Origin of the sequence: Cellulosimicrobium sp. ES-005 (genome assembly GCF_040448685.1) — a bacterium.
GTDB classification, from domain to species: Bacteria; Actinomycetota; Actinomycetes; order Actinomycetales; family Cellulomonadaceae; genus Cellulosimicrobium; species Cellulosimicrobium cellulans_G.
The window spans coordinates 3,346,971-3,365,015 of the sequence record NZ_CP159290.1 but is presented as its reverse complement, the minus strand read 5'-3'; the positions used below and the strand labels follow the sequence as shown (position 1 = coordinate 3,365,015).

Annotated in this window: 17 protein-coding genes; all 17 read right to left on the bottom strand. The window is 71.1% G+C overall.

The genetic code is table 11. From position 1 onward, the window contains the following. Nucleotides 1-51: 51 nt before the first annotated feature. Nucleotides 52-2,019: a hypothetical protein gene (locus ABRQ22_RS15015; protein ID WP_353707298.1), complete on the bottom strand. Its 1,968-nt coding sequence runs from the start codon at nucleotides 2,017-2,019 to the stop codon at nucleotides 52-54. Between the two features lies 1 nt (nucleotide 2,020). After that, nucleotides 2,021-3,757, bottom strand: coding sequence for a hypothetical protein (locus tag ABRQ22_RS15010; protein WP_353707297.1), 1,737 nt, complete (start codon nucleotides 3,755-3,757; stop codon nucleotides 2,021-2,023). Beyond that, nucleotides 3,757-4,227, bottom strand: a complete 471-nt coding sequence (locus tag ABRQ22_RS15005; RefSeq protein WP_353707296.1) for a hypothetical protein — start codon at nucleotides 4,225-4,227, stop codon at nucleotides 3,757-3,759. The genes ABRQ22_RS15010 and ABRQ22_RS15005 overlap by 1 nt, the downstream gene beginning before the upstream one ends. After that, entirely contained in the window at nucleotides 4,227-8,321 is a 4,095-nt protein-coding gene (locus tag ABRQ22_RS15000; RefSeq protein WP_353707295.1) for a hypothetical protein, read from the bottom strand. Before ABRQ22_RS15000 ends, ABRQ22_RS15005 begins: the two co-directional genes overlap by 1 nt. Nucleotides 8,322-8,324: 3 nt before the next feature. Further along, nucleotides 8,325-8,633 carry a hypothetical protein gene (locus tag ABRQ22_RS14995; protein ID WP_353707294.1) on the bottom strand — a complete coding sequence of 103 codons (309 nt, stop codon included), beginning with the start codon at nucleotides 8,631-8,633 and terminating at the stop codon, nucleotides 8,325-8,327. A gap of 77 nt (nucleotides 8,634-8,710) precedes the next feature. Next, a complete protein-coding gene (locus tag ABRQ22_RS14990; protein WP_144721243.1) occupies nucleotides 8,711-9,034 on the bottom strand; it encodes a phage tail assembly protein in 324 nt (107 codons plus the stop codon). A gap of 104 nt (nucleotides 9,035-9,138) precedes the next feature. Beyond that, nucleotides 9,139-9,714 carry a hypothetical protein gene (locus tag ABRQ22_RS14985; protein ID WP_144721241.1) on the bottom strand — a complete coding sequence of 192 codons (576 nt, stop codon included), beginning with the start codon at nucleotides 9,712-9,714 and terminating at the stop codon, nucleotides 9,139-9,141. Between the two features lie 71 nt (nucleotides 9,715-9,785). Then, on the bottom strand, nucleotides 9,786-10,265 hold the full coding sequence (locus ABRQ22_RS14980) for a hypothetical protein (protein WP_353707293.1): 480 nt from the start codon (nucleotides 10,263-10,265) through the stop codon (nucleotides 9,786-9,788). Beyond that, complete coding sequence (locus tag ABRQ22_RS14975) at nucleotides 10,265-10,636, bottom strand: DUF5403 family protein (RefSeq protein WP_353707292.1); 372 nt, start codon at nucleotides 10,634-10,636, stop codon at nucleotides 10,265-10,267. The genes ABRQ22_RS14980 and ABRQ22_RS14975 overlap by 1 nt, the downstream gene beginning before the upstream one ends. Next, nucleotides 10,629-10,970 carry a hypothetical protein gene (locus ABRQ22_RS14970; protein WP_353707291.1) on the bottom strand — a complete coding sequence of 114 codons (342 nt, stop codon included), beginning with the start codon at nucleotides 10,968-10,970 and terminating at the stop codon, nucleotides 10,629-10,631. The genes ABRQ22_RS14975 and ABRQ22_RS14970 overlap by 8 nt, the downstream gene beginning before the upstream one ends. After that, entirely contained in the window at nucleotides 10,967-11,419 is a 453-nt protein-coding gene (locus tag ABRQ22_RS14965) for a hypothetical protein (RefSeq protein WP_353707290.1), read from the bottom strand. Before ABRQ22_RS14965 ends, ABRQ22_RS14970 begins: the two co-directional genes overlap by 4 nt. Before the next feature lie 64 nt (nucleotides 11,420-11,483). After that, nucleotides 11,484-12,572: a hypothetical protein gene (locus tag ABRQ22_RS14960; protein WP_353707289.1), complete on the bottom strand. Its 1,089-nt coding sequence runs from the start codon at nucleotides 12,570-12,572 to the stop codon at nucleotides 11,484-11,486. A 76-nt stretch (nucleotides 12,573-12,648) separates the two neighbouring features. Continuing rightward, nucleotides 12,649-13,260 (bottom strand): hypothetical protein, encoded by a 612-nt coding sequence (locus ABRQ22_RS14955; protein WP_353707288.1) that lies wholly within the window; start codon nucleotides 13,258-13,260, stop codon nucleotides 12,649-12,651. After that, a complete protein-coding gene (locus ABRQ22_RS14950) occupies nucleotides 13,257-14,366 on the bottom strand; it encodes a hypothetical protein (RefSeq protein ID WP_353707287.1) in 1,110 nt (369 codons plus the stop codon). The genes ABRQ22_RS14955 and ABRQ22_RS14950 overlap by 4 nt, the downstream gene beginning before the upstream one ends. Further along, nucleotides 14,363-15,856 (bottom strand): phage portal protein, encoded by a 1,494-nt coding sequence (locus tag ABRQ22_RS14945; protein ID WP_353707286.1) that lies wholly within the window; start codon nucleotides 15,854-15,856, stop codon nucleotides 14,363-14,365. Before ABRQ22_RS14945 ends, ABRQ22_RS14950 begins: the two co-directional genes overlap by 4 nt. 40 nt (nucleotides 15,857-15,896) lie before the next feature. Continuing rightward, nucleotides 15,897-17,585 (bottom strand): terminase, encoded by a 1,689-nt coding sequence (locus ABRQ22_RS14940; RefSeq protein WP_353707285.1) that lies wholly within the window; start codon nucleotides 17,583-17,585, stop codon nucleotides 15,897-15,899. Further along, nucleotides 17,582-18,007: a hypothetical protein gene (locus ABRQ22_RS14935; protein WP_353707284.1), complete on the bottom strand. Its 426-nt coding sequence runs from the start codon at nucleotides 18,005-18,007 to the stop codon at nucleotides 17,582-17,584. Before ABRQ22_RS14935 ends, ABRQ22_RS14940 begins: the two co-directional genes overlap by 4 nt. Nucleotides 18,008-18,045: the final 38 nt, after the last annotated feature.

The window sequence follows — 18,045 nt, the reverse complement described above, 5'->3', positions numbered from 1 at the left end:
GGCAAAGGGCCCCGCTCCGGTGCTGGAGCAGGGCCCTCGCGGCGCGTGGGGCTAGAAGGGGATCCTGAGGTTGTCGAGCGAGACCCACCAGGACGTCCCGACCGAGATGTCCTGCTTCATGCGGACGGCGAGGCCCGACTGGTTGATGACGTGGATCTCGGCGAAGGTGGTCTGCGCGATCGTCGCCGCGTAGTACGACGGCGCGTCCGTCACGGGGAGGCCCGTCGCGAACTGGTGGGAGGCGTTCGTCCCGAGCGAGAGCGTCTTGGTCGGGCGGACCATGCCGCGGAACTGGACACCCTCGGGCGTCCGGCGGTAGGTCGGGATGGAGATCCCGCTGTACGACGCCCAGTTCTCCGTCAGGTGCGGGACCAGGGACATCCACGGGTACTGCACCTCGCCGGTGCCCCAGCGCACGCAGCGCGTGCTCGCGGAGTCGCCGGCGCCCGTGGCGACGAGGACCCACGAGGGGGCGACCTTCGCGGCCGGGCCGTCGTAGCGCACGATGCGGAAGTTCTCCGGCCGCGACGCGGACTGGCCGCCGAGCGGCAGCTCGTAGTACAGCGCGTCGTACGTGCGCAGGTACACGCCGTCGTCGGTCGCCGTGACCTTCTCGCTCGTGCCGACGACGGGGATCGCCGTGCCTGCCGGGGGCAGCGCGATGTCGAAGAAGCCGCGCGGGATCTCGGGGCCCGAGCCGACACTCGTCGCGAGGAAGCGGTTCGACCACTTCACGGTGAAGCCCATGTTGGGGTCGAACGACACGGTGCGCAGCCCGCCGCCGCTGAGGCCCTGCTGGTAGCGCAGCGCGAGCTCGAGCTCGGCGAGCCCGACGACGTTCTCGGCCGGGACCAGCTTGGCCGACTCGGCCGTGCGCTCGAGGGCCGACAGGCGCGACTCGGTCCGGGAGATGAAGCCCTCGGTCGAGCCCTGCCCGTTGATGTCGCCCAGCGCGCACATGATCTGGACGCCGTCCTGGTCGACGCGGAGCACCGCGGCGCTGACGATCGCCGGGACCTCGCGGTCCTCGACGACGGCAGTCACCCGGTCGCCGACGAACCAGTCCTTGAGGAACTCCATCGTGCCGTCGTCCATCGGGACGAACTTCACGGCGCTCTGCGCGACGCCGTTCTTGGCGAGCTCCTCGTCGCCGGCCTGCGCCAGCTCCTCGAGGTCGTCGGTGTGGCGCTGGTCGAGGAACAGCTCGATGCGGCGGTTCCAGAGCTTCTCCTGGGCGAGGGACTCGGCCGAGGTGCGCTCGAGGAGCTGGCGCTTCACGCCCTCGTCCTGGCCGGCGACGATCACGTGCGTGACCGACGCGCCGACCGAGGTCGACTCGTAGCTCTCGAGCGTCCCGTTCCAGACGTCCATGCGGATGGTCTTCGTGCGGTCCGCGACCGCGTAGGTCTCGAACGCGAGGCGGGTGCCGCGCTGGATCACGCGGAAGCCGAGGTCGCCGAGCACGACGATGTCGCGCAGGAGGTTCCCCAGCTTGGCGAAGCGCGTCGAGCGCTTCACCGCGGGGCCGCGCCCGAGGTCCGGGCCCATGTCGAGCTGCGGGTGGCGGCGAGCCGCCGGCGCGCCGGGGCCCACGTTCGCGCGCACGAAGCTGTGCATGACCGTCTCGAGCTTGCCCTCGCGGACGTCGTTCGCGGCGGCCGTCTGGCCCTCCATCGTCGGCGAGCTCGGCACGGGGTACGCGAGGCGGTCGCCGAGGATGTGGTCGTCGGAGATCCCCTCGAAGGTGACCGTGCCCTCCGGGTCGTCGAACGTGGCCTTGGCCGTGCGCCCGTCGTGCCGGCCGGAGAAGAAGACCTTGCCGTGGGCCCGGAGCGTGATGCCGGAGCCCGGCGTGCGCAGCGTCTTGATCGTCGGGTGGTCGCTGACCACGGTCAGCTTCCACGTGCCCACGTTGCAGAACTCGGAGCGGATCTCGAGCACGGCGTCGTTGAGGTCGACGATGCCCGCGCGCCGGAGCTGCGGATCTCGAACCTCGAGGGTCAGGTCTTCGACGAGCACGTCAGATCACCATCCACTTCCGGGCGCGCCAGGAGACGGCGACGCGAGAGGCGCCGCGGAGGACGGCGGAGTACATGTGCGAGATCGAGGCGTTGACCGCCCCGGCGAAGGCGTAGGCGCCTCGCGAGCCGGAGGCCGAGCCGCCGTAGAACCAGGGGCGGACCTGGCTGCCGGCCTCGACGAGCGCGCCCGCGACGTCGAGCGTGGAGCCCGCCGGGAGCACCTGGTCGCCGCCGCCCCCGATGAGATAGGCCCACCACGCGGCCGTCTCGAAGTCGGCGAGGGCCTCGTGGGTCATGCTGAGCCGGACCCACTCCCCCGGCGGGAGGGGGGTCAGCGGGGTGTCGCTCATCCCCGGGGCCGTGGTCCCACCAACCCCGTAGGGGATGGTCCGCAGCCGGATGCGCACCGGCGTGGTGCCGGTGTAGCGCAGGTACACCGAGCAGGTCACCCGATCGCCACGGGCGCCCGCGAGGGGCGAGCGGTAGGCGGAGCTGGTGGCCGACCAGCCCGTCGAGGCGCCGGTCTTGGGCGCCGTGACGACGCGCCGAGCGAAGCCCGGGATGCCGTCCGGCCCCTTGGCGCCCGGGGTGATGGTGAGCGCGCGGGTCGAGGCCGAGGCGTGCGCCGCGCCGGTCCAGCCGTGCACGTAGCGAACGTCGCCCGGGAGATCCCTCGTCGGAGCAGAGCCGTCGACGTAGTCGGCGGCCATGGCGCGGGCCTCCGCCTCCGTCGGGGCGAGGACGATCATCCCCGCGTCGACGAGCGTGATCCCGTCCGGCGGCACTCCGCCGGTTGCGGTGTTGACGGGGTAGAAGAACATCCGCGCGGACACGGCGTCAGCGGGTGCCTGAGCGACGACCGAGACCGGCGTCAGGCTCCCGCCGGGCAGCGAAACGATCGCACCCTGCGTGTACGAGAGCGCCGTGCCGGCTGCGTTGTACCAGCCGATCGAGAGCCGCCCGTACTGGGCGCCGGTCGAGCGGCCGGCGAGGATCGACATGCCGACCCACTGCCCGACCCCGGCCGGGAACAGCGCGGGGAACTCGACGTGCGTGTTCGAGGAGAGGTAGACGGTCCCGGCCGGCGCGGCCACCGTGATGACGCCGATCCCGTCTCCGACCTTCTCGGCGCGGGGGTAGTTGGGGCTCCGGGCGATCGTGCACGACGACGGCACCCAGCCCGCGGTCCCCGTCTCGAACGACGGGTTGGTGAGGTAGTTCGTCACGACGACGGCGGTGGTGAGCGGGGCGTCCGAGGTCATCGTGACGCCCGCCTCTCCGGTTCCCGGGAGGTAGCCGGCGAAGTTCGCGATGTTGTTGCCCAGGGCCGGGCCGGCCGGGACGGGGTTGGCCGACCAGTTCGTGCGCACGATCTCGCCCGGCTCGTAGGTGCCCGACGACGTGGCCTCGAACTGGATCTCGGCCGTGGTCTCCCCCGGCGGGATCGTCCACATGCGCGGCGTCTCGCCGAGCTCGGCGTAGCGGTTCTCGCCCTTGCCGTCGAGCACGGTGCCAGCCTGGGTGTCGATCACCAGGGTCTCGTCGGCGGTGAGCGTGCCGAGCCACTCCAGCACCTCGCCCCGGGGGGAGATGGCGCGGAAGTTCTTGCCCGGACCCCGGAGCTCCCAGATCGGGTAGGCCTCGACGTCGCCGGGGTTCTCCAGCGTCATCGTGCCGTTCGCGGCGCCCGGGGTGACCGGCAGGTGCGCCAGGTTCTTGACGAAGGGACGGGCCATCAGGCGGCACCTCCAAGGATCTTCTGGCTCGCCTTCTCGGCGGTCCAGTACGGGTCCGGCGCGCGGACGGTGATGACGATGTCGACCTCGTTGTCGTCGGGGCCGTGGGTGTCGATGCCGTGGGCGTACTGCCCGCCGCCGACCCAGTGGACGGTCGTCCACCACGAGGAGCCGTCGTCCTCGATCGTTCGGAGACGGCAGGGCCCGGCGAGCATCGACGCGAGGCGCGAGAAGAGCGCCTGGAGATCGGCGCGGTTCCGGCCGACGATCGTCAGCGGGAGGTCGATGTCCCGCGGGCGGGCGCGGCGGCTGCGGAACACAGCGCCGTCGCCCGCCCTCTCGGTCCACCGGGTCTGAATCGGGGGCAGGCCGAAGCCGGTCACCCCCGCGGTGACCTGGATCCCGCGCCCGGTCATGAGCACGGAATCCAGGTCGAGCTTGTCCTTCGCGTTCTCGAGCTGGAGACGCATCAGAAGCCCACCGCCCTTCCTCGGCCGATGGCAGCGAAGAGGTCCTCCTCGCTGCCGAGCGAGGACCCCGGGGCCGCGTAGTAGTTGAAGGTCTTCTGCGGCCCGCCGTCGCCCGCGGAGCTCGCCGCGAAGCGCGCGGCCTGGCGCGCGGACATGCCGGCGATGTCGCCGGCGTCGACGTCGGGCGCCCCGATCTCGGTTCCCTCGACCATGTCGGTGAGGTCGCCGAGCGTGGAGCGGACGTCCTTGAAGCGGTCCTCGAGACCCTCGATGAACCCGTCGATGACCAGGTGGCCGGCGTCCCGGAGGATGACTCGGTCCGTCTTGGCCGGGCCCTTCCAGTCCGGGAGCATGTTCGTGAGCTCCTGGAGCTTCGTGCGCACCCGGGAGAAGCCCGACTGGATCCCCTCGATGAAGCCGGAGATCACCTCGCGCCCGGCCGCCTTGAGGATGCTCACCGGGTTCGGGACGCGAACCTTGCCGGCGAGGTCGGACATCGAGTCCGTGACGCGGCCCAGGACGTTCGAGACGCCCTGGGTGAAGCCGCTCACGACGGACCGGCCCGCGCTGAGGAGCAGCGTGATCGCGTTCGGGATCTTCACCCGGGACGAGATCCAGCCGACGGCGGTCGTAACCGTGCCGATGAGCGACTGGATGCCGTTGGTGAAGCCCTGGACGACGAACTGCCCGTAGCGCTGGAACAGCCGCGACGGGGAGCGGATCTCGAGGGCGTTCGCCGTGGAGATCGACATCGTGGTCGCGATGTCCTCCGCCGACATCTCGACGTCGCCGATCTTGTCGCCGATGCCGTTGGTGAAGCCGTCGACGACGTGGCCGCCCGCGTCGTACGCGACGACGCCGGCCTTCTCGAGCTCGGCCTTGACGTCGTCGGGCAGCGTGTTCAGCGCCGCGACGGCGCGACCGGAGAGCTCCGCGAACTTGCCCACGGAGCCGGCGACTGCGCCCTCGGTCGCGGCGGTCGCGATCGGCTCGAGACGCTCCCACTGGCCCGTCGTGTCGTCGACGAGCTGCTGGACGCGCAGGGCGCCCTCGGGGCCGAGGCGGGCGAGCTGGTCGAGCACGCCCTGGGAGACGCCGCGCTCGGTGAGGATCGCCATGTTGTCGGCCCAGGCCGCCTGTGCGGTGACCTGCTCCTCGAGCTTGGAGATCCAGTCGTCGAGCGAGAGCTCGGCGTCGTCGGCGCCCTCGGCGAAGTTCACGAAGCCCTTGCTCGCCTCGTTGATCGAGGCAAGCGCGGCGTACGTCGTGGTGCCCGCCGCGGACATCGCGGACTCGTACGACGCCATCGCGTCGGCCGCGCGCTGCTGAGCCTCGGCGGCCTTCTGCTGGGCGTACTCGTACTCCTCGAGCGCGAGGTTGTACCCGTCGAGCTGCTGGGCGACCCACTCGCTCGACTTGCCCGCGAGCTCCGCCTCCTGGGCGAAGAGGGCTGCGCCCTCGGCGGCCCCTTCCACGTTGCCGCTCTGGACCATCTGGGCCAGCGCGTCGTCGTAGTTGGAGATCGCCTCCTCGCCGGCGGAGATCGGGTCCTGGATCATCCCGAGCTTGTCGCCGAGCCACACCATCGAGTTGGTGAAGCCGTCGGCGCGCTCCCCCGCCCAGAAGATCGCGTCGGCGAGCCCGTTGAAGTCGGAGTAGTAGCCCCCGATGTTCCCGAGCCAGCCGTTGCCGATGTCGAAGGTGAAGGCGTCGTTGAGCTGACGCACCGGGTCGACGCACTGCGTGATGGCGTCGCCGACCTGGCCGACCGGGTCGACGGTCTGCTCGAGCGCCAGCGCGAACTTGTCGACGCTGGGCACAGCCTCGCCGGTCGCCATGCCGACGACCTCGCCGATGCCCGCGAGCACCGTCAGGACCGCCACCGCCGCGCCGGCCGCCTTGGCGACCTTGTCGAGCTTGCCCGGGAGCTGGCCGAGGTGGGTCAGCGAAGCCGACGCCCACTCGCGCATCCCGCGCAGCATGTCGACCGCGGAGGTCCATGCCGAGACGAGCTTGAAGCCGAGGAACGCGCCGACGAGCAGCGCGACCGCAGCCTCGCTCTCGAGGGCCGGGGCGACCATGCGCACGAAGAACTCGACGATCGACGTCAGCACCGGGCCCGCGGTGTCGAGCAGGGTGCCGAGCAGCGAGGTCAGGTTCTCGACGACGGGGATGATCTGCGGCACGACGGCGACCACGAGCTGCGAGAGCTGCGTGAGGAGCGACGCGAGCAGGGGGCCGAACTGCGCGGCCATGACGCCGAGCAGCGTGCCCAGGGAGCCGATCGCGGCGCCCAGCGGCTCGAAGGCCGGCAGGAGGCCGTGGACCGCGGTGGAGATCCCGTCGAGGAAGCGCACGAAGCCGGACTGGAAGGCCGGGTTGTCGAGCGCGACGGCGATGCCCTCGAGCATCCCCGCGAGGCCCTCGTCGATGGCGCGGAGGCCGGCGGCGAAGGTGCGGGACATCGACTCGAACATCGACGTCAGCGCGGGGCCGCTGTCGCGACCGATGGTCGCCATGACCTCGTGCGCCGCCTGGAGGACGTTGACGAGGTTGCCCTGGAAGACCGGGCCCTTGGCGATCTCCGCGACGCGCTCGAGCGTGTCGGCGAACATGGTGAGGGTCGAGCCGCCAGCCTTCTCCGCGGCGCGCGCGAAGGAGGCGAGGATCGAGCCGGCGCTCGAGAGCGCGCGACCGAGCTCCTGGAGCTCGAAGATCCCGTGCTCGATCCACTCGGTGAGCTGGCCGCTCTTGTCGGCCTCGTCGAGCCAGTTGGCGAAGCCCTCCGCGGCGTCGTTGAACCACGTCGCGAAGCGCGGCAGGTACTCGGACCCGCGGCGGCCCAGGATCTCGAGCGCGCGCGCCATGTCCCCCGTGCCGGCCGACGCGATGAGGATCGAGTCGTTCAGGTTGGCGAACATGCCCGTCAGCGACGGGCCGAGGGCGCTCTTGAGGTTCGAGGAGAGGGCGGCGAAGTACACGCCCAGCGAGGCCGCGGTGCCGCGGAGGCCGGCCTCGAGCGAGGGCAGGAGCTCGTCAGCGAGCTCGGAGATCGGGCCCTTGGCGATCCCCCAGAAGTCCGCGGACATGAGGTCCTGGATCTGGGAGAGGCGGGCGCCGATCGACGGGAGGACGTTGTCGAAGTCCTTGAGGACGGCGATCGTGGCGCCGATGCCGAACGCGAAGCCGCCCAGGATACCGGGGAGGATCAGGGCGACGCTGGCGATCTGGGCGAGGGACTGCGCGAGGGCGAAGGTGTTCGAGGCGGCGGCGAGGAGCCAGGCGCTCAGGCCTGCGACGGCCATCGCGAGCGAACCCACCAGGGGCAGGTTCTTGTCGATGTTCTCGAACATCTTCTTGAGGTTGTTCGCCGTCGCGTCGAGCATCCGCCAGCCCGACAGGGCGGCGAGCATCGTCTCGACCTTGGCGACAGCCTTGCTGTCGAGGACCGGCGCGATCGTGACCTCGCGCGCCCGGGTCAGCCACGCGAGGCCGGCCTGCACGACGCGCTTGCGCGCCTGGGCGATGGCCGGGTGGAAGTTGATCTCCTTGCCGTCCCAGTCGTCCCAGAAGTCCTTGACGGCCTTCTCGGCGTGCTCGGTCTTGGCGTGGGCGTCGAGCTCGATGTGGACGCGCTCGCCCATCTCGTCGAACTTCCGGTGCATCCGCTCGGCGACGGCGTCGAGCTCGCGCTCAGCCTCGCCGAGGTGCTTCTCGACGGCGTCGGAGACCTGCTCCATCGAGTCGGCGACGGACTCGATCTCCTCGCGCGCGTGCGACATGTCGAGGTCGAGCGCGTCGTTGATGCGCCCGAGGGCCGAGCGGATCTGCCGGTCGAGGTCGTCGATGTCGAGGTCGGCGCGGAGCTTGACCGTGTAGCCCTCGGCCTTGCGGTACGACTTCCGGTTGACGTCGGAGACGCCCTGGCGGACGGAGATGTCGAGGGTGTTCTTGCGGAGCTCGGCGGAGACCTGGACCTTGACCTGGTCCTCGATCCGGTCGAGGTCGCGCTTGAGCTCCTTGCGGAAGCTCTTCGTGTTGGGGAGGACCTTGATCGCGATCCGCCCAACGATGGGCCCGGTGCCGTCAGCCATGCGTCACCCCTTCTTCGTCTTCATCGCGGCGTAGAGCTCGGCGACGGTGTGGTGCTTCTTCCGCCGCTTCTTCGCGGTGGGGCGCGGCCAGGGGGCGATCTTGGGCGCCTTGCCCTTGCGCCAGCTCCCGGTCGCGAGCGTGTTCTGGTTGATGGCGTCGAAGATCGACGCGAGCAGGTGGCGGTCGTGGCCCCACCCGCGGTACTCCAGCCCGCCGCGCATGAGCGCAGAGGTCAGGGTGCGGTCGTCCGAGGCGATCCCCCGCACGACGGCGAGGACGAGCCGGGGCGACGGGCCGTCACCGGCAACCACCCGGACGAGGTCGATGCCTCGCTCGAGCAGCTCCGGGTACAGCCCGTCGCCCCAGTCGTCGATCGCGTCGGCGAGGCTCAGGCTTCCCCCGCCTGGACCTCCTCCATGTAGCCCTGGAAGACGCCCATCGCGTAGGCGACGTCGTTGTCGAGCGACGCGACGAGCTTCTTGCCCTCGGTCTTCGTCTTCGCGGCCGCGATCAGGGCGTCGGCCAGCACCTCGAACTCGTCGGCGCCCTCCTCCTTGAGGCGCGCGGACGTGCCCTTGAGGACGTTGCGTGCGTCCTTGCTCAGGCGCAGGGGGTTGACCAGCGTGACGGTCGTGCCGTCCTCGAGGGTGATCGGCTTGTGGCCGTACTTCGCGTCAGCGGCGGCCTTGATGTCAGCGAGCGAGAGAGCCATTGGTGGCGAACCTCCGGTGAGATGGGGTGGTTGATTTCTGGGGCGAACCGGGGTGGAGCCCCCACCCGCAGCGGGTTCGCCATGCGCTGCGGGTGGGGTGGGCGTCAGGCGCCGTCGCCGGGCGCCGCGACCTGGGCCAGCGGGGTCACCGCGTAGGCCCACTTGTTCGTGCCGTGCACGAGCGGGGTCACGGTGAGCGGCAGGGTCGCGAGCGACTCGGTGTCCGCGATCTCGAGGTCGGACCCGCGGAAGATCGACGCCTTGGGGGCGTAGATCGCGAAGGCCGTCTCGCCGTCGAGGAAGATCGCGAGGAACGCGCGCTCGGTCGGCGCCGGCGTCTGCGGCACGCCGAGCAGGGTGCCGTCGCCGTTCACGTCGACCGCGTTCGAGCCGTAGTAGAGGCGGAGCGCGCCGATGTCGAACTGCTGGAGCGGGACCGCGATCGTCTCCGAACGCGGCGCGATGCGGACGCGCAGGTTCTTGTTCTGGAGCGTCCCGATGACGGTCTGCTCTCCACCCTCGGACGCGATGGACAGGACCTCCTCGAGGTCCGTGTGGCCCATGTTGTCCCAGGGGGACGGGGGCTCCTCGGTGAGCAGGTCGGGGATCGCCGTGCCGACCGGCGCCGTGTAGTAGTTGCCGGCGCCGACGAGCAGCGTGGCGTTGTCGATGAGGGGCACTAGCTGCCTCCAGGGCATGAGAAAGGCCCCGCCCGGAGAGGGGCGAGGCCTGGTGTGTGGGTGGTCTGGGGCTACGGGCCGCGGTGGCGCACGGTGACGCGGTAGAGCGACTCGTAGCGCTGGACGCCGGTCGGGAGGTCGGCGTACTGCACGGGGCCCTGCGACGTCGCCCAGTCGCTCACGCGGCGCGGGCGGGACGTCAGGGTGACCCGGTGCAGGTGGTTGCGGTCGTCGATGCGGACCTTGCGCTTCGCGGCCTCGCGGAGGATCACGCGGATCGCCTCGGAGAGCTTGGCGCCGTCGTCGTCGGCCTCCGGGCCGTCGGTGAAGGTGTGCACCGACAGGACCCCGCGGTCGACGAAGCGCTCCTGCCCGCCCCAGCCCATCGCGGTGTGATTGCCGCGCACGAGGACGAACGGGAAGACGTCGAGCTGGTCGGGGATCAGGGTCCGCACGGGGACCTCGAGGGCGGGTCGCAGGACGGCGAGGCCGACGTCCTCGAGGGCCGGGAACTCGGCGAGGTCGTGGACGCTCTTGGGGAGGCTGGTCATCACGCCCCCTTCCGGCGGTAGGCCGCGAGGCCGGCGGCGGTGCGCAGCGGCGCGACGCCGTACATGCCCCCGACGAGCTTCCCGTCGTCGTTGAGGCGGTCGGCGCGGCCGTACTCGATCGACATCGCCGCGCCCATGCCGCGCTCGTCGGAGAGCACGACGTAGCTGTCGATGTCGCCGTCGAGGCGGAGGATCTCGGCGTGCCCGTCGTGGCGGTGGCCGGCGAGCACCGCGCTGGCGGTGCGGGCCATGTCGTCCGCCGTCGAGCGGATGGCCGCCCGAGTGTCGACGTGCAGCGCGACGACGGCCTCGACCTTCTGGTGCTTCCGGCGCCCGGAGGCGCCCTCGGCGTACTTGAAGACCTCAGCCATTGGGCCGCTCCCGGATGTCGATCGACCAGTGCCGAACGTGCCGCGTGCCCCGGCGCTTGGCCGGCGGAGCGGCGATGTCCCACGTCGAGCCGTCCCACTCGACCTGACCCCAGAGCGTCACGCCCTCGAGGTCGGCCTCGGTGATGAGGCGGACGACGTTCACCTCGAGCTGGCCGGGGACCTCCGCGCGCGAGGAGCGCTGCGGGATCCCGGCGGCCCGGGTGTGGATCGGCCGGTCGAGGTCGGGGGCGTACTGCTCGTTGCCGCGCCGGTCGACGACCTTCTTCTGGGGGTACAGGGTCACGCGCGGGCCGCGCCGGCGCTGGTAGCTCACCAGGGGCCCTCGTCGCTCGCGTACATGGGGAACGGCTTGCGGCCGCCGGCGACGGGCACGTAGCCCTCGGGCAGGCGACCGTCCGAGGTGCCCCAGGCGTTGATCTTCACGGACGAGAAGCCGCTCTGGCCCGAGCACAGGCGGATGACCTTGAGCTCGGCGTCCGTGAAGTACGGCGCGCCAGCCTTGTCGCCGATCCCGTCCCAGCCCATCGTCTCGTCGCCGGCGCGCGACTGCGTGAGCCCGTAGGCGTTGCGCAGGTAGCGCTTGAGCGCGGTCTCGATCGTGTTGACGACGATCGGCGGGGCCGACTCCGGCCACGGCCGCCCGTTGATCCGGGCGACGTTGGACAGGTACTCGGCCTGCTGTTCGGCGTCCTCGATCTCGGCCGGCTCGAGCTCCCAGTCGAGGGCCCGGACCACCTTCGCGTAGTCGGCGAGTGCGGTCATGTGTCACCTCCTGGGGAGAGGGGCGCGGGGCTCCGCGTCAGTGCGAAGCCCCGCGCCCGGGCGGTCACGCCTCCGGGGTCTCCGGCGCGTTGGTGGACGGCGCCGTCGAGACGTCGCGCGGCAGGAGCTTCGTGATCGTGGCGATCTCGTTCTCCTTCTTCTTGTCCTCGGAGGTCCCGCTGTTCTTGGCCGGGAAGACCGAGGTGCCGTTGAGGCGGAGCTTGATCGCGCGGACGAAGTGCTCGTACTCGCCGACGAAGGCCTGGCCCTCGGCGTTCTGGCCGAGCATGATGTCCGTGACCGTGCGGAAGCCCTTGTAGGTGTTGAACAGGGACCGCTCGGTCGTGTAGCGCAGGTCGTAGTCGCGCAGCCAGCGCAGCGCGACGCCGTTGTGCGCGGCGGTCGCGCCGAAGGCGACGGAGCGCGGGACGCGCGGCGCGCCGGTCGCGAAGATGAACGCGGAGTCGATCATCGCGATGGCGTCGTCGGGGTCGAGCTCCTGCGCGACGACGAGGTTGAAGCCGAAGAGCGTCCCGAGCGACGCGGTGCGCAGCGCGGTCTCGGCCTGGTTGTCGCCGACGTTGTGCGCCAGCGTGAGCTTGGGGTCGTTGAGGGCCGCAGCCTCCCAGTTCGTCCCGAGCAGGATCGTGCGGCCCTGCGTGGGCAGGCGCAGCGCGTTCATGACGCGGCGGGCCTCGATGAGGCCGGCGCGCAGGCGCGCCTCGTGGACGCCGACCGTGTAGGCGAAGGGCGCCTCGGTCGCGTGCTTGGTCGCGAGGTACTCGAGACCGCGACCGATGCCCTCGACCTGCTTCGCGGCGAGCTTGGTCCAGTCGCCCAGGTTGTCGAAGTCGGCCTGCTCGTCGGTCAGCTCGACGGCGTCGTAGATGTCGCCGCCGAAGTCGACCTTGATGGTCCGCTCCTTGTACTGGTCGAACTCGATCGGGGTCGAGCGGTCGTTGCGGAAGCCGTACTCGCGCCAGGGCAGGACGCCCTCGACCTTGACGTTGATCGTGTCGTCGGCCTGGCCCTTGTACTGGTCGATGCCCTCGCGACGGAAGGTCGCGGGGACGACGAGGGACTCCTCGAGCAGGACCGCCGCGGTCTGGGCGATGTGCTCCGGCTTGACGACGACGTGCGGGGTGTAAGCCATCTGGCTTGCCTCCAGGGGCATGAGAAAGGCCCCCGGGCTCGGAAGCCAGGGGGCCGATCAGGGGTGGATGTGTGGGTCAGTACCGGCGGCGGGAGCGGTGCTCCCGCGCTGCCTTGACGGGGTCGAACCCGTCGCCGCCTGCGTCGGGCGTCAGCCCGCCGGAGGGGTCGCGCTCCACGCCGCCGGTCGCGAGACGGGCGAGCGCGGCCGCGCGGTCGGCCAGCTTGTCGGTGGGGACGTCCTCGAGAAGGGCGACGACGTCGTCGTCGAGGCCGTGCTGGTGCTGGAGCTTCGCGACGGTCGCGTCGCGCTCGAGCTGCGCGTTCGCGGCCTGGAGCTCGCCGACGGCGGCCTCGAACTCCTCGGGCGTCTTGGCGGCCGCGAGCTTCTCGGTGAGCTCGGTGTTCGTGGTGCGGCGCTTCGCGTTCTCGGCGCGCAGGCGCTTCACCTCGGCCTGCGCCCACGCGGGGAGCTCGTCGAGGCTCTGGGCGTCCGTGCCCTCGCCGTCCTTCGCGCTGTCGTCCTCGGCGGCCGGCGCCTCCTCGGCGGCGACCTCCTCTGCGGGTGCGTCCTCGGCGGGGGTCTCGGGGGCCGGGGTCTCGTCCGGCGCGCTCGAGCCGCCGCCGCCCTCGTCGCCGTCGATGAAGGCGATGCGGGCGGGGAGCTTGCGGAAGGTGCGGGGGATCATGCGGACGCCTCCTGGGCTGTCTCGGTGGTGCGCTGGCTCCTGGCCTTGCGCTGCTGAATGCGGATGTGGCGGCGCCATGCGGACACGGCGGCCTTGCCGGAGAGGCCCTTGGTCACCTCGGGCCACTCCTTCTCGTACTGCCGGTTGAGCGCGTAGCGCTCCGAGTCCCGGTAGTCGCGGACGGACCAGACCGGCTCGGCGTAGCAGTGGCAGTTGTCGTGGTACTTGTCGCCGTCGGCGGAGTGCTCGGCCGACGCGCGCGAGAAGTAGACGGGCCCGCGGCTGATGAGCATCGCGCACCACCCGCAGGGGGTGCCGGACCGCGAGAGGCGGATGAAGCCGACCGCGCGCCGGTCCCGCCGTGCGCGCGCGTACAGCTCTCCGCGACCGCCGTCCATGACGATGCGCTCGGCGGCCGCAGCCTGCCGGGCGCCCGCCTGGCCGTGGGCCTTGTCCCGCTTCGTGTCGACCTCGTCGGCAGGCGCCTCGCCGTCGAGCTGGTCGACGGCCTGCTGGAGGCTTGCCGGCCCGAGGGCCTCGAGGTCGATGCGGATCTCGTCCTCGACGAGCGCGAGCTCCCGCTCCCACTCGCGCTCCATCTCCGCGACTTCTCGCGCGAGGTCCGCGCTGCCGTCCAGGGTCTCGATCGGGACGTCCTCGTCGGCGCCGCTCCTGGCGGGTTCGTACGGGGCATCCTCGGGGTCGACCTGGAGGGGTCGGCGCGGCTCCTCGCGGGAGGTGCGCGGCGGAGCGACGGTGATCCGCTCGCGCGGGCGGGTGCTGTCGACGAGCTCGGCGAACTCGGCGCGGAGCTGGCCGATCGTCACCGACGTCGGCTTGGGGTCGTACGGGCTCGGCACCGTGCGCCCGGTGCGCAGGGCGCGCACGAGGCGGTAGTACGCGATGGCGAGCTCGCGGGACTGCCCGCGCCGGGACAGGATCATCTCGACGGCGTCGTCCAGCCAGGCGTTCGCCGTGGCGGCCGCCTTCGCCGGGTTGACGCGCTGCCAGAGGCTCAGGGCCTCCGCGATCGTCGCGACGCCGATCCGGGTGAGGGCGGCCTGGAACGCGACCGACGCCTGCTCGGCCTCCTCGACGGCGCTCATGCCGCCCGCTCACCCGCCTGGGGTCGAGACTCGGGCGGGATGTACCGCGAGCTGGTCGAGCGCGCGCCGGAGGCGCGCGTGGACGACTGCGCGAGCTGGGCGACGTAGTCGTCGTCGTCGCGCATGTCGTGCCAGGTGTCGATCTCTGCCTGAGTGACGCCCGGCACGCGCGGCCACAGGCCGCGCCGCGGGATGTCGAGCTGGTCGGCCATCTTGCCGAGAGCGTCGACCGTCATCGACAGCGAGCGGGCTTCCATGTCCCGCCAGATGACCTCGCCGTGGTAGTCCAGCGCGCCGGCTTCGCCGGCGATCTGCGCGGCGACGCGGAAGACGCGCTCCCAGCTCTCGCCGAAGGTCTTGCGCAGCTCCTCGACCATGCGGGAGAGCGACGTCTCCGCGGCCGCCAGGGCCTCGGCCGACAGGTTCGCGATCTGCCCGAGCAGGTGGTGGGGAGGGGTCTGCGACACGGCCGCGAGGTGGCGGACGCTCATGTCGATGGAGTTGATGTAGCCGTCGAGCGGCGTCTCGTCGAGCGAGCCGAACTTCACGTCGGGGTCCTCGGCGAAGAGGAAGCGCCGCGCGTTGTGGTTCATCTTGACGGGGATCGGGTTCCCGTCCTTGTCGAGGACGGGGTCGCCGTTCTCGTCGCGCACGATCGGCGGCGCCATGCCGGTCGCGTACCTCACCTTGAAGCTGGCGTAGGTCTGAGCGATGAGCAGGTCGAAGACCGTCTGGTTGATGCGGTCCTGGAGCGTGATGAGCGGCGAGACGACGCCGCGCGTGCGGCCCTCGAGGTCGACGTACGCGGCGAACCGGGTGACCGGGCACTCCTTGGCGCCGTGCTTCCCGCGCTTCGTCACCGTGTAGGAGTTGGCGTCGCTGAGCGAGCCGAAGCGGACGACGTAGCGCGTCGTCGCGTCCCACATCTCCGCGGTGCCCTTGGTGTCGTCGTCGGGCCACGAGACGACCGTCATCGCCGCGATCGGCGCGTCGTCGGACGCCGGGTCGTTGAAGATCGCCGCGGTGCGCAGCGCGGAGAGCCCGCGCCCGATCACGCCGAAGGCGGTCTGCTCGACGCACACGAAGCTGTGGCCGTACTGGAGCGCGCCGCGGTAGACGGCGCCCTGCCGGGCGTCGAAGCGCGACCGCTGCCAGAAGTCCCACTGGAACGTCTGCGTCGATCCGTGCACGCGGTCGGAGTCCTGCACGGGCTCCGGGGCGCCGCCCCATCCCTTCCCGGCCCTCCCGGGCCGGTAGCCGTCGACGTACATCGCCTGCGCCGGCGTGCCCACGATCAGGGGCAGCCAGTTCGACACGGCTCGCTTCGCGAGCAGCCGGTACTCGTCGTCGGCGAAGTCGGGGATGTAGGGGTCGTCGTGCTCGCCGCGCACGTAGCGGTCGATCTTGAGCAGGCCGTCGTCGGCCTCGCGGTCGCGCGCGAGGATCTTGCCGAGCTTCGCAGCCAGGGCCTTAGGAGAGGGCTTCGCCATCGGGCAGCACCTTTCGGTAGTGCCCGCGCCTGCGGGCCGGTCAGAGGAAGTAGCCGCGTCCCGTGCGCTTCCGCTTCTTCTTGCCGCGCTCGAGGAGCTCGCGGCGGGCGGTGAAGGCGAGGAACATGGCGGCGTAGGCGTCGACCTTCCGAGGGCTCTCGCGAGACTCCTTGCGGAAGCTGACGCCGTAGTCGTTCTCGGCGCGCATGACGTTGAGGACGTGGCGCCGGAGGTGGGGGTCGCCGTCGTGGGAGATCGCGGCGTCGAAGATCGCGCCGACGAGCTGCTCGTGCGCGAGCGTCAGCTCCTTCTTGGAGCCACGCATGTCTCGGCCGATCGCCGAGAGCGAGCCAGCGCGGACGCTGAGCTCGTCGCCGTACTCGCGGGACCAGGCGTCGATGTACGACTCCCAGAGCGCGACGTCGGCGAAGAACGCCTGGACGCTGTAGACCCGGAAGGCCTGGTGCACCGCGGCGTCGACGTCCTCGCGGTCGACCTGCCAGCCGTCGCCGAGAGGGCCGTCGGGCTTCTCCCAGATGCCGAGGGGCTTGACGAAGCCGTCGCGGACGCGGAGCGCGATGAGCGCCGTCGCGTCGTCGGTCTTGCCGCCGTCGAAGCCGAGCACGATCTCGTCGCCCGGCTTGAGCTCGCCGTGGAGGTCCCGGAGGTTGTCCCAGTCGGCTTCCTCGTACAGCGCGTCGGCGCCGGCGACGACCTGGTTGAGCCACATGCGGCGCGAGCGCTGGATGCTGATCGAGCTGTTCAGCACCGACTTCATGATCGAGTCGATCTTGAGCCAGAAGCTGTCGCCCCGGACCATGTCGATGACGATCCGCAGCACGCGCTCGGTCATCGCCGTGTGCGACGGCGCCTCGAGCGAGTCGTAGAGCTGGCCGACGGCGGAGGCGAGTCCGTCCTGGACGTCCTGCCAGGCCTTGCGCATCCGCTCGGCGACGGAGTCCTCGCCGGGGAGGTAGGCGTTGGTGATCGCCAGGTAGCGGCCGTCCATCTTGGTCGCGTTGCCGTCGATGGTCTCGTACATCTGGACGCCCTTGTTCCCGACGATCCAGTGGTGCGTCTCGTTCAGGATGATGAACGTGCTCCGGCCACCCTCGAGCGCGCGCGGTGAGCTCGTCACGGCCTTGAGCCGTGAGCGGCCGCCGTTGGCGCGGATGAGCTCCACGCCGGCGTCGACCCGGTAGGTCTTGCGGAAGTGCTCGGTCATCAGGAGCGCGAACATCGTGGTCGTGTTCTGCGTCTGGTCCTGGTTGACGGCGGCGATCTGGACGAACGCGGCCGGGTGCGGCACGCCGATGGGCTGGTTGTTGCGGTCCCAGCCGCCGAAGCGCGAGGGGCCGACCATCTCGACGAGGCAGAGCACCGCGGCGAGCGGGTCCTTGCCCCAGCCCTTGAGGCGCTGGAGCACGCCGGTGCGGTAGATGAACTCGCCGCGCTCGTCGACGGCGTACCACCAGAGGATGAAGCGGGCCTGCTCCGGGGTCGCCTTGAAGCGCCCGGTGCCGTCGGCCCCGCTCAGGAACTCCGCGGCCCAGCCGAGCACCTGCCACCCGAGCGTGCGCTCCGGGAGCAGCCATCCGCCGTCGCCCGTGCGCTTCCACGTCGGGCCGATGCAGACCGGCGCGTACTTCTCGCGGAGCTGGTCGTCGGAGAGCTCGTCGTCGTCGACGTCGAGGTGCGGGTACGGGGCGCGGTCGACGTCGGCGCTCACGCGCCGAGCTCCGTGCGGTAGTCCGCGATGGCGAGCACCGACGCGGGGTCGGACTCGGGCTCGGGGTTCGTCAGCTCGACGCGCGCCTTGAGGCGGTCAGCCTCGGACGTGAGGAGCTTCTCCATCCCGGAGAGGATCGTCTTGAGCATCTCGGGCGAGCGGCGGTTCGAGCTCCGGTAGTACGTGATCTCGTCGCACAGGAAGACGGCCAGGGCCCAGTCGGAGTCCTGGTAGAAGTCGGCCTGGCCGGACGTCTTGAGCGACTTGAACCACCGCTTTGCGTCGGCGGTCCAGTCCGTCTTCTCGCGCGGGATCGTGACCGTGCGGCGCTCACCCTTGATGGCCTCGGGGGCGGCGGCGTCCCCTCCCTTGCGGGACCGGGGGCGTGCGAGCTCAGACTCGCGCTTGCGCTGCGGGGGCATGGGGCGTCACCTCCTCGAGGTGGGTAGATGCGGAGAAG

Excerpts from the sequence above, each read along its gene's own strand:
- ABRQ22_RS15010 (WP_353707297.1), bottom strand. The coding sequence starts at position 3,757 with ATGGCCCGTCCCTTCGTCAAGAACCTGGCGCACCTGCCGGTCACCCCG.
- ABRQ22_RS15005 (WP_353707296.1), bottom strand. The coding sequence starts at position 4,227 with ATGCGTCTCCAGCTCGAGAACGCGAAGGACAAGCTCGACCTGGATTCC.
- ABRQ22_RS15000 (WP_353707295.1), bottom strand. The coding sequence starts at position 8,321 with ATGGCTGACGGCACCGGGCCCATCGTTGGGCGGATCGCGATCAAGGTC.
- ABRQ22_RS14990 (WP_144721243.1), bottom strand. The coding sequence starts at position 9,034 with ATGGCTCTCTCGCTCGCTGACATCAAGGCCGCCGCTGACGCGAAGTAC.
- ABRQ22_RS14980 (WP_353707293.1), bottom strand. The coding sequence starts at position 10,265 with ATGACCAGCCTCCCCAAGAGCGTCCACGACCTCGCCGAGTTCCCGGCC.
- ABRQ22_RS14975 (WP_353707292.1), bottom strand. The coding sequence starts at position 10,636 with ATGGCTGAGGTCTTCAAGTACGCCGAGGGCGCCTCCGGGCGCCGGAAG.
- ABRQ22_RS14965 (WP_353707290.1), bottom strand. The coding sequence starts at position 11,419 with ATGACCGCACTCGCCGACTACGCGAAGGTGGTCCGGGCCCTCGACTGG.
- ABRQ22_RS14960 (WP_353707289.1), bottom strand. The coding sequence starts at position 12,572 with ATGGCTTACACCCCGCACGTCGTCGTCAAGCCGGAGCACATCGCCCAG.
- ABRQ22_RS14955 (WP_353707288.1), bottom strand. The coding sequence starts at position 13,260 with ATGATCCCCCGCACCTTCCGCAAGCTCCCCGCCCGCATCGCCTTCATC.
- ABRQ22_RS14950 (WP_353707287.1), bottom strand. The coding sequence starts at position 14,366 with ATGAGCGCCGTCGAGGAGGCCGAGCAGGCGTCGGTCGCGTTCCAGGCC.
- ABRQ22_RS14945 (WP_353707286.1), bottom strand. The coding sequence starts at position 15,856 with ATGGCGAAGCCCTCTCCTAAGGCCCTGGCTGCGAAGCTCGGCAAGATC.
- ABRQ22_RS14935 (WP_353707284.1), bottom strand. The coding sequence starts at position 18,007 with ATGCCCCCGCAGCGCAAGCGCGAGTCTGAGCTCGCACGCCCCCGGTCC.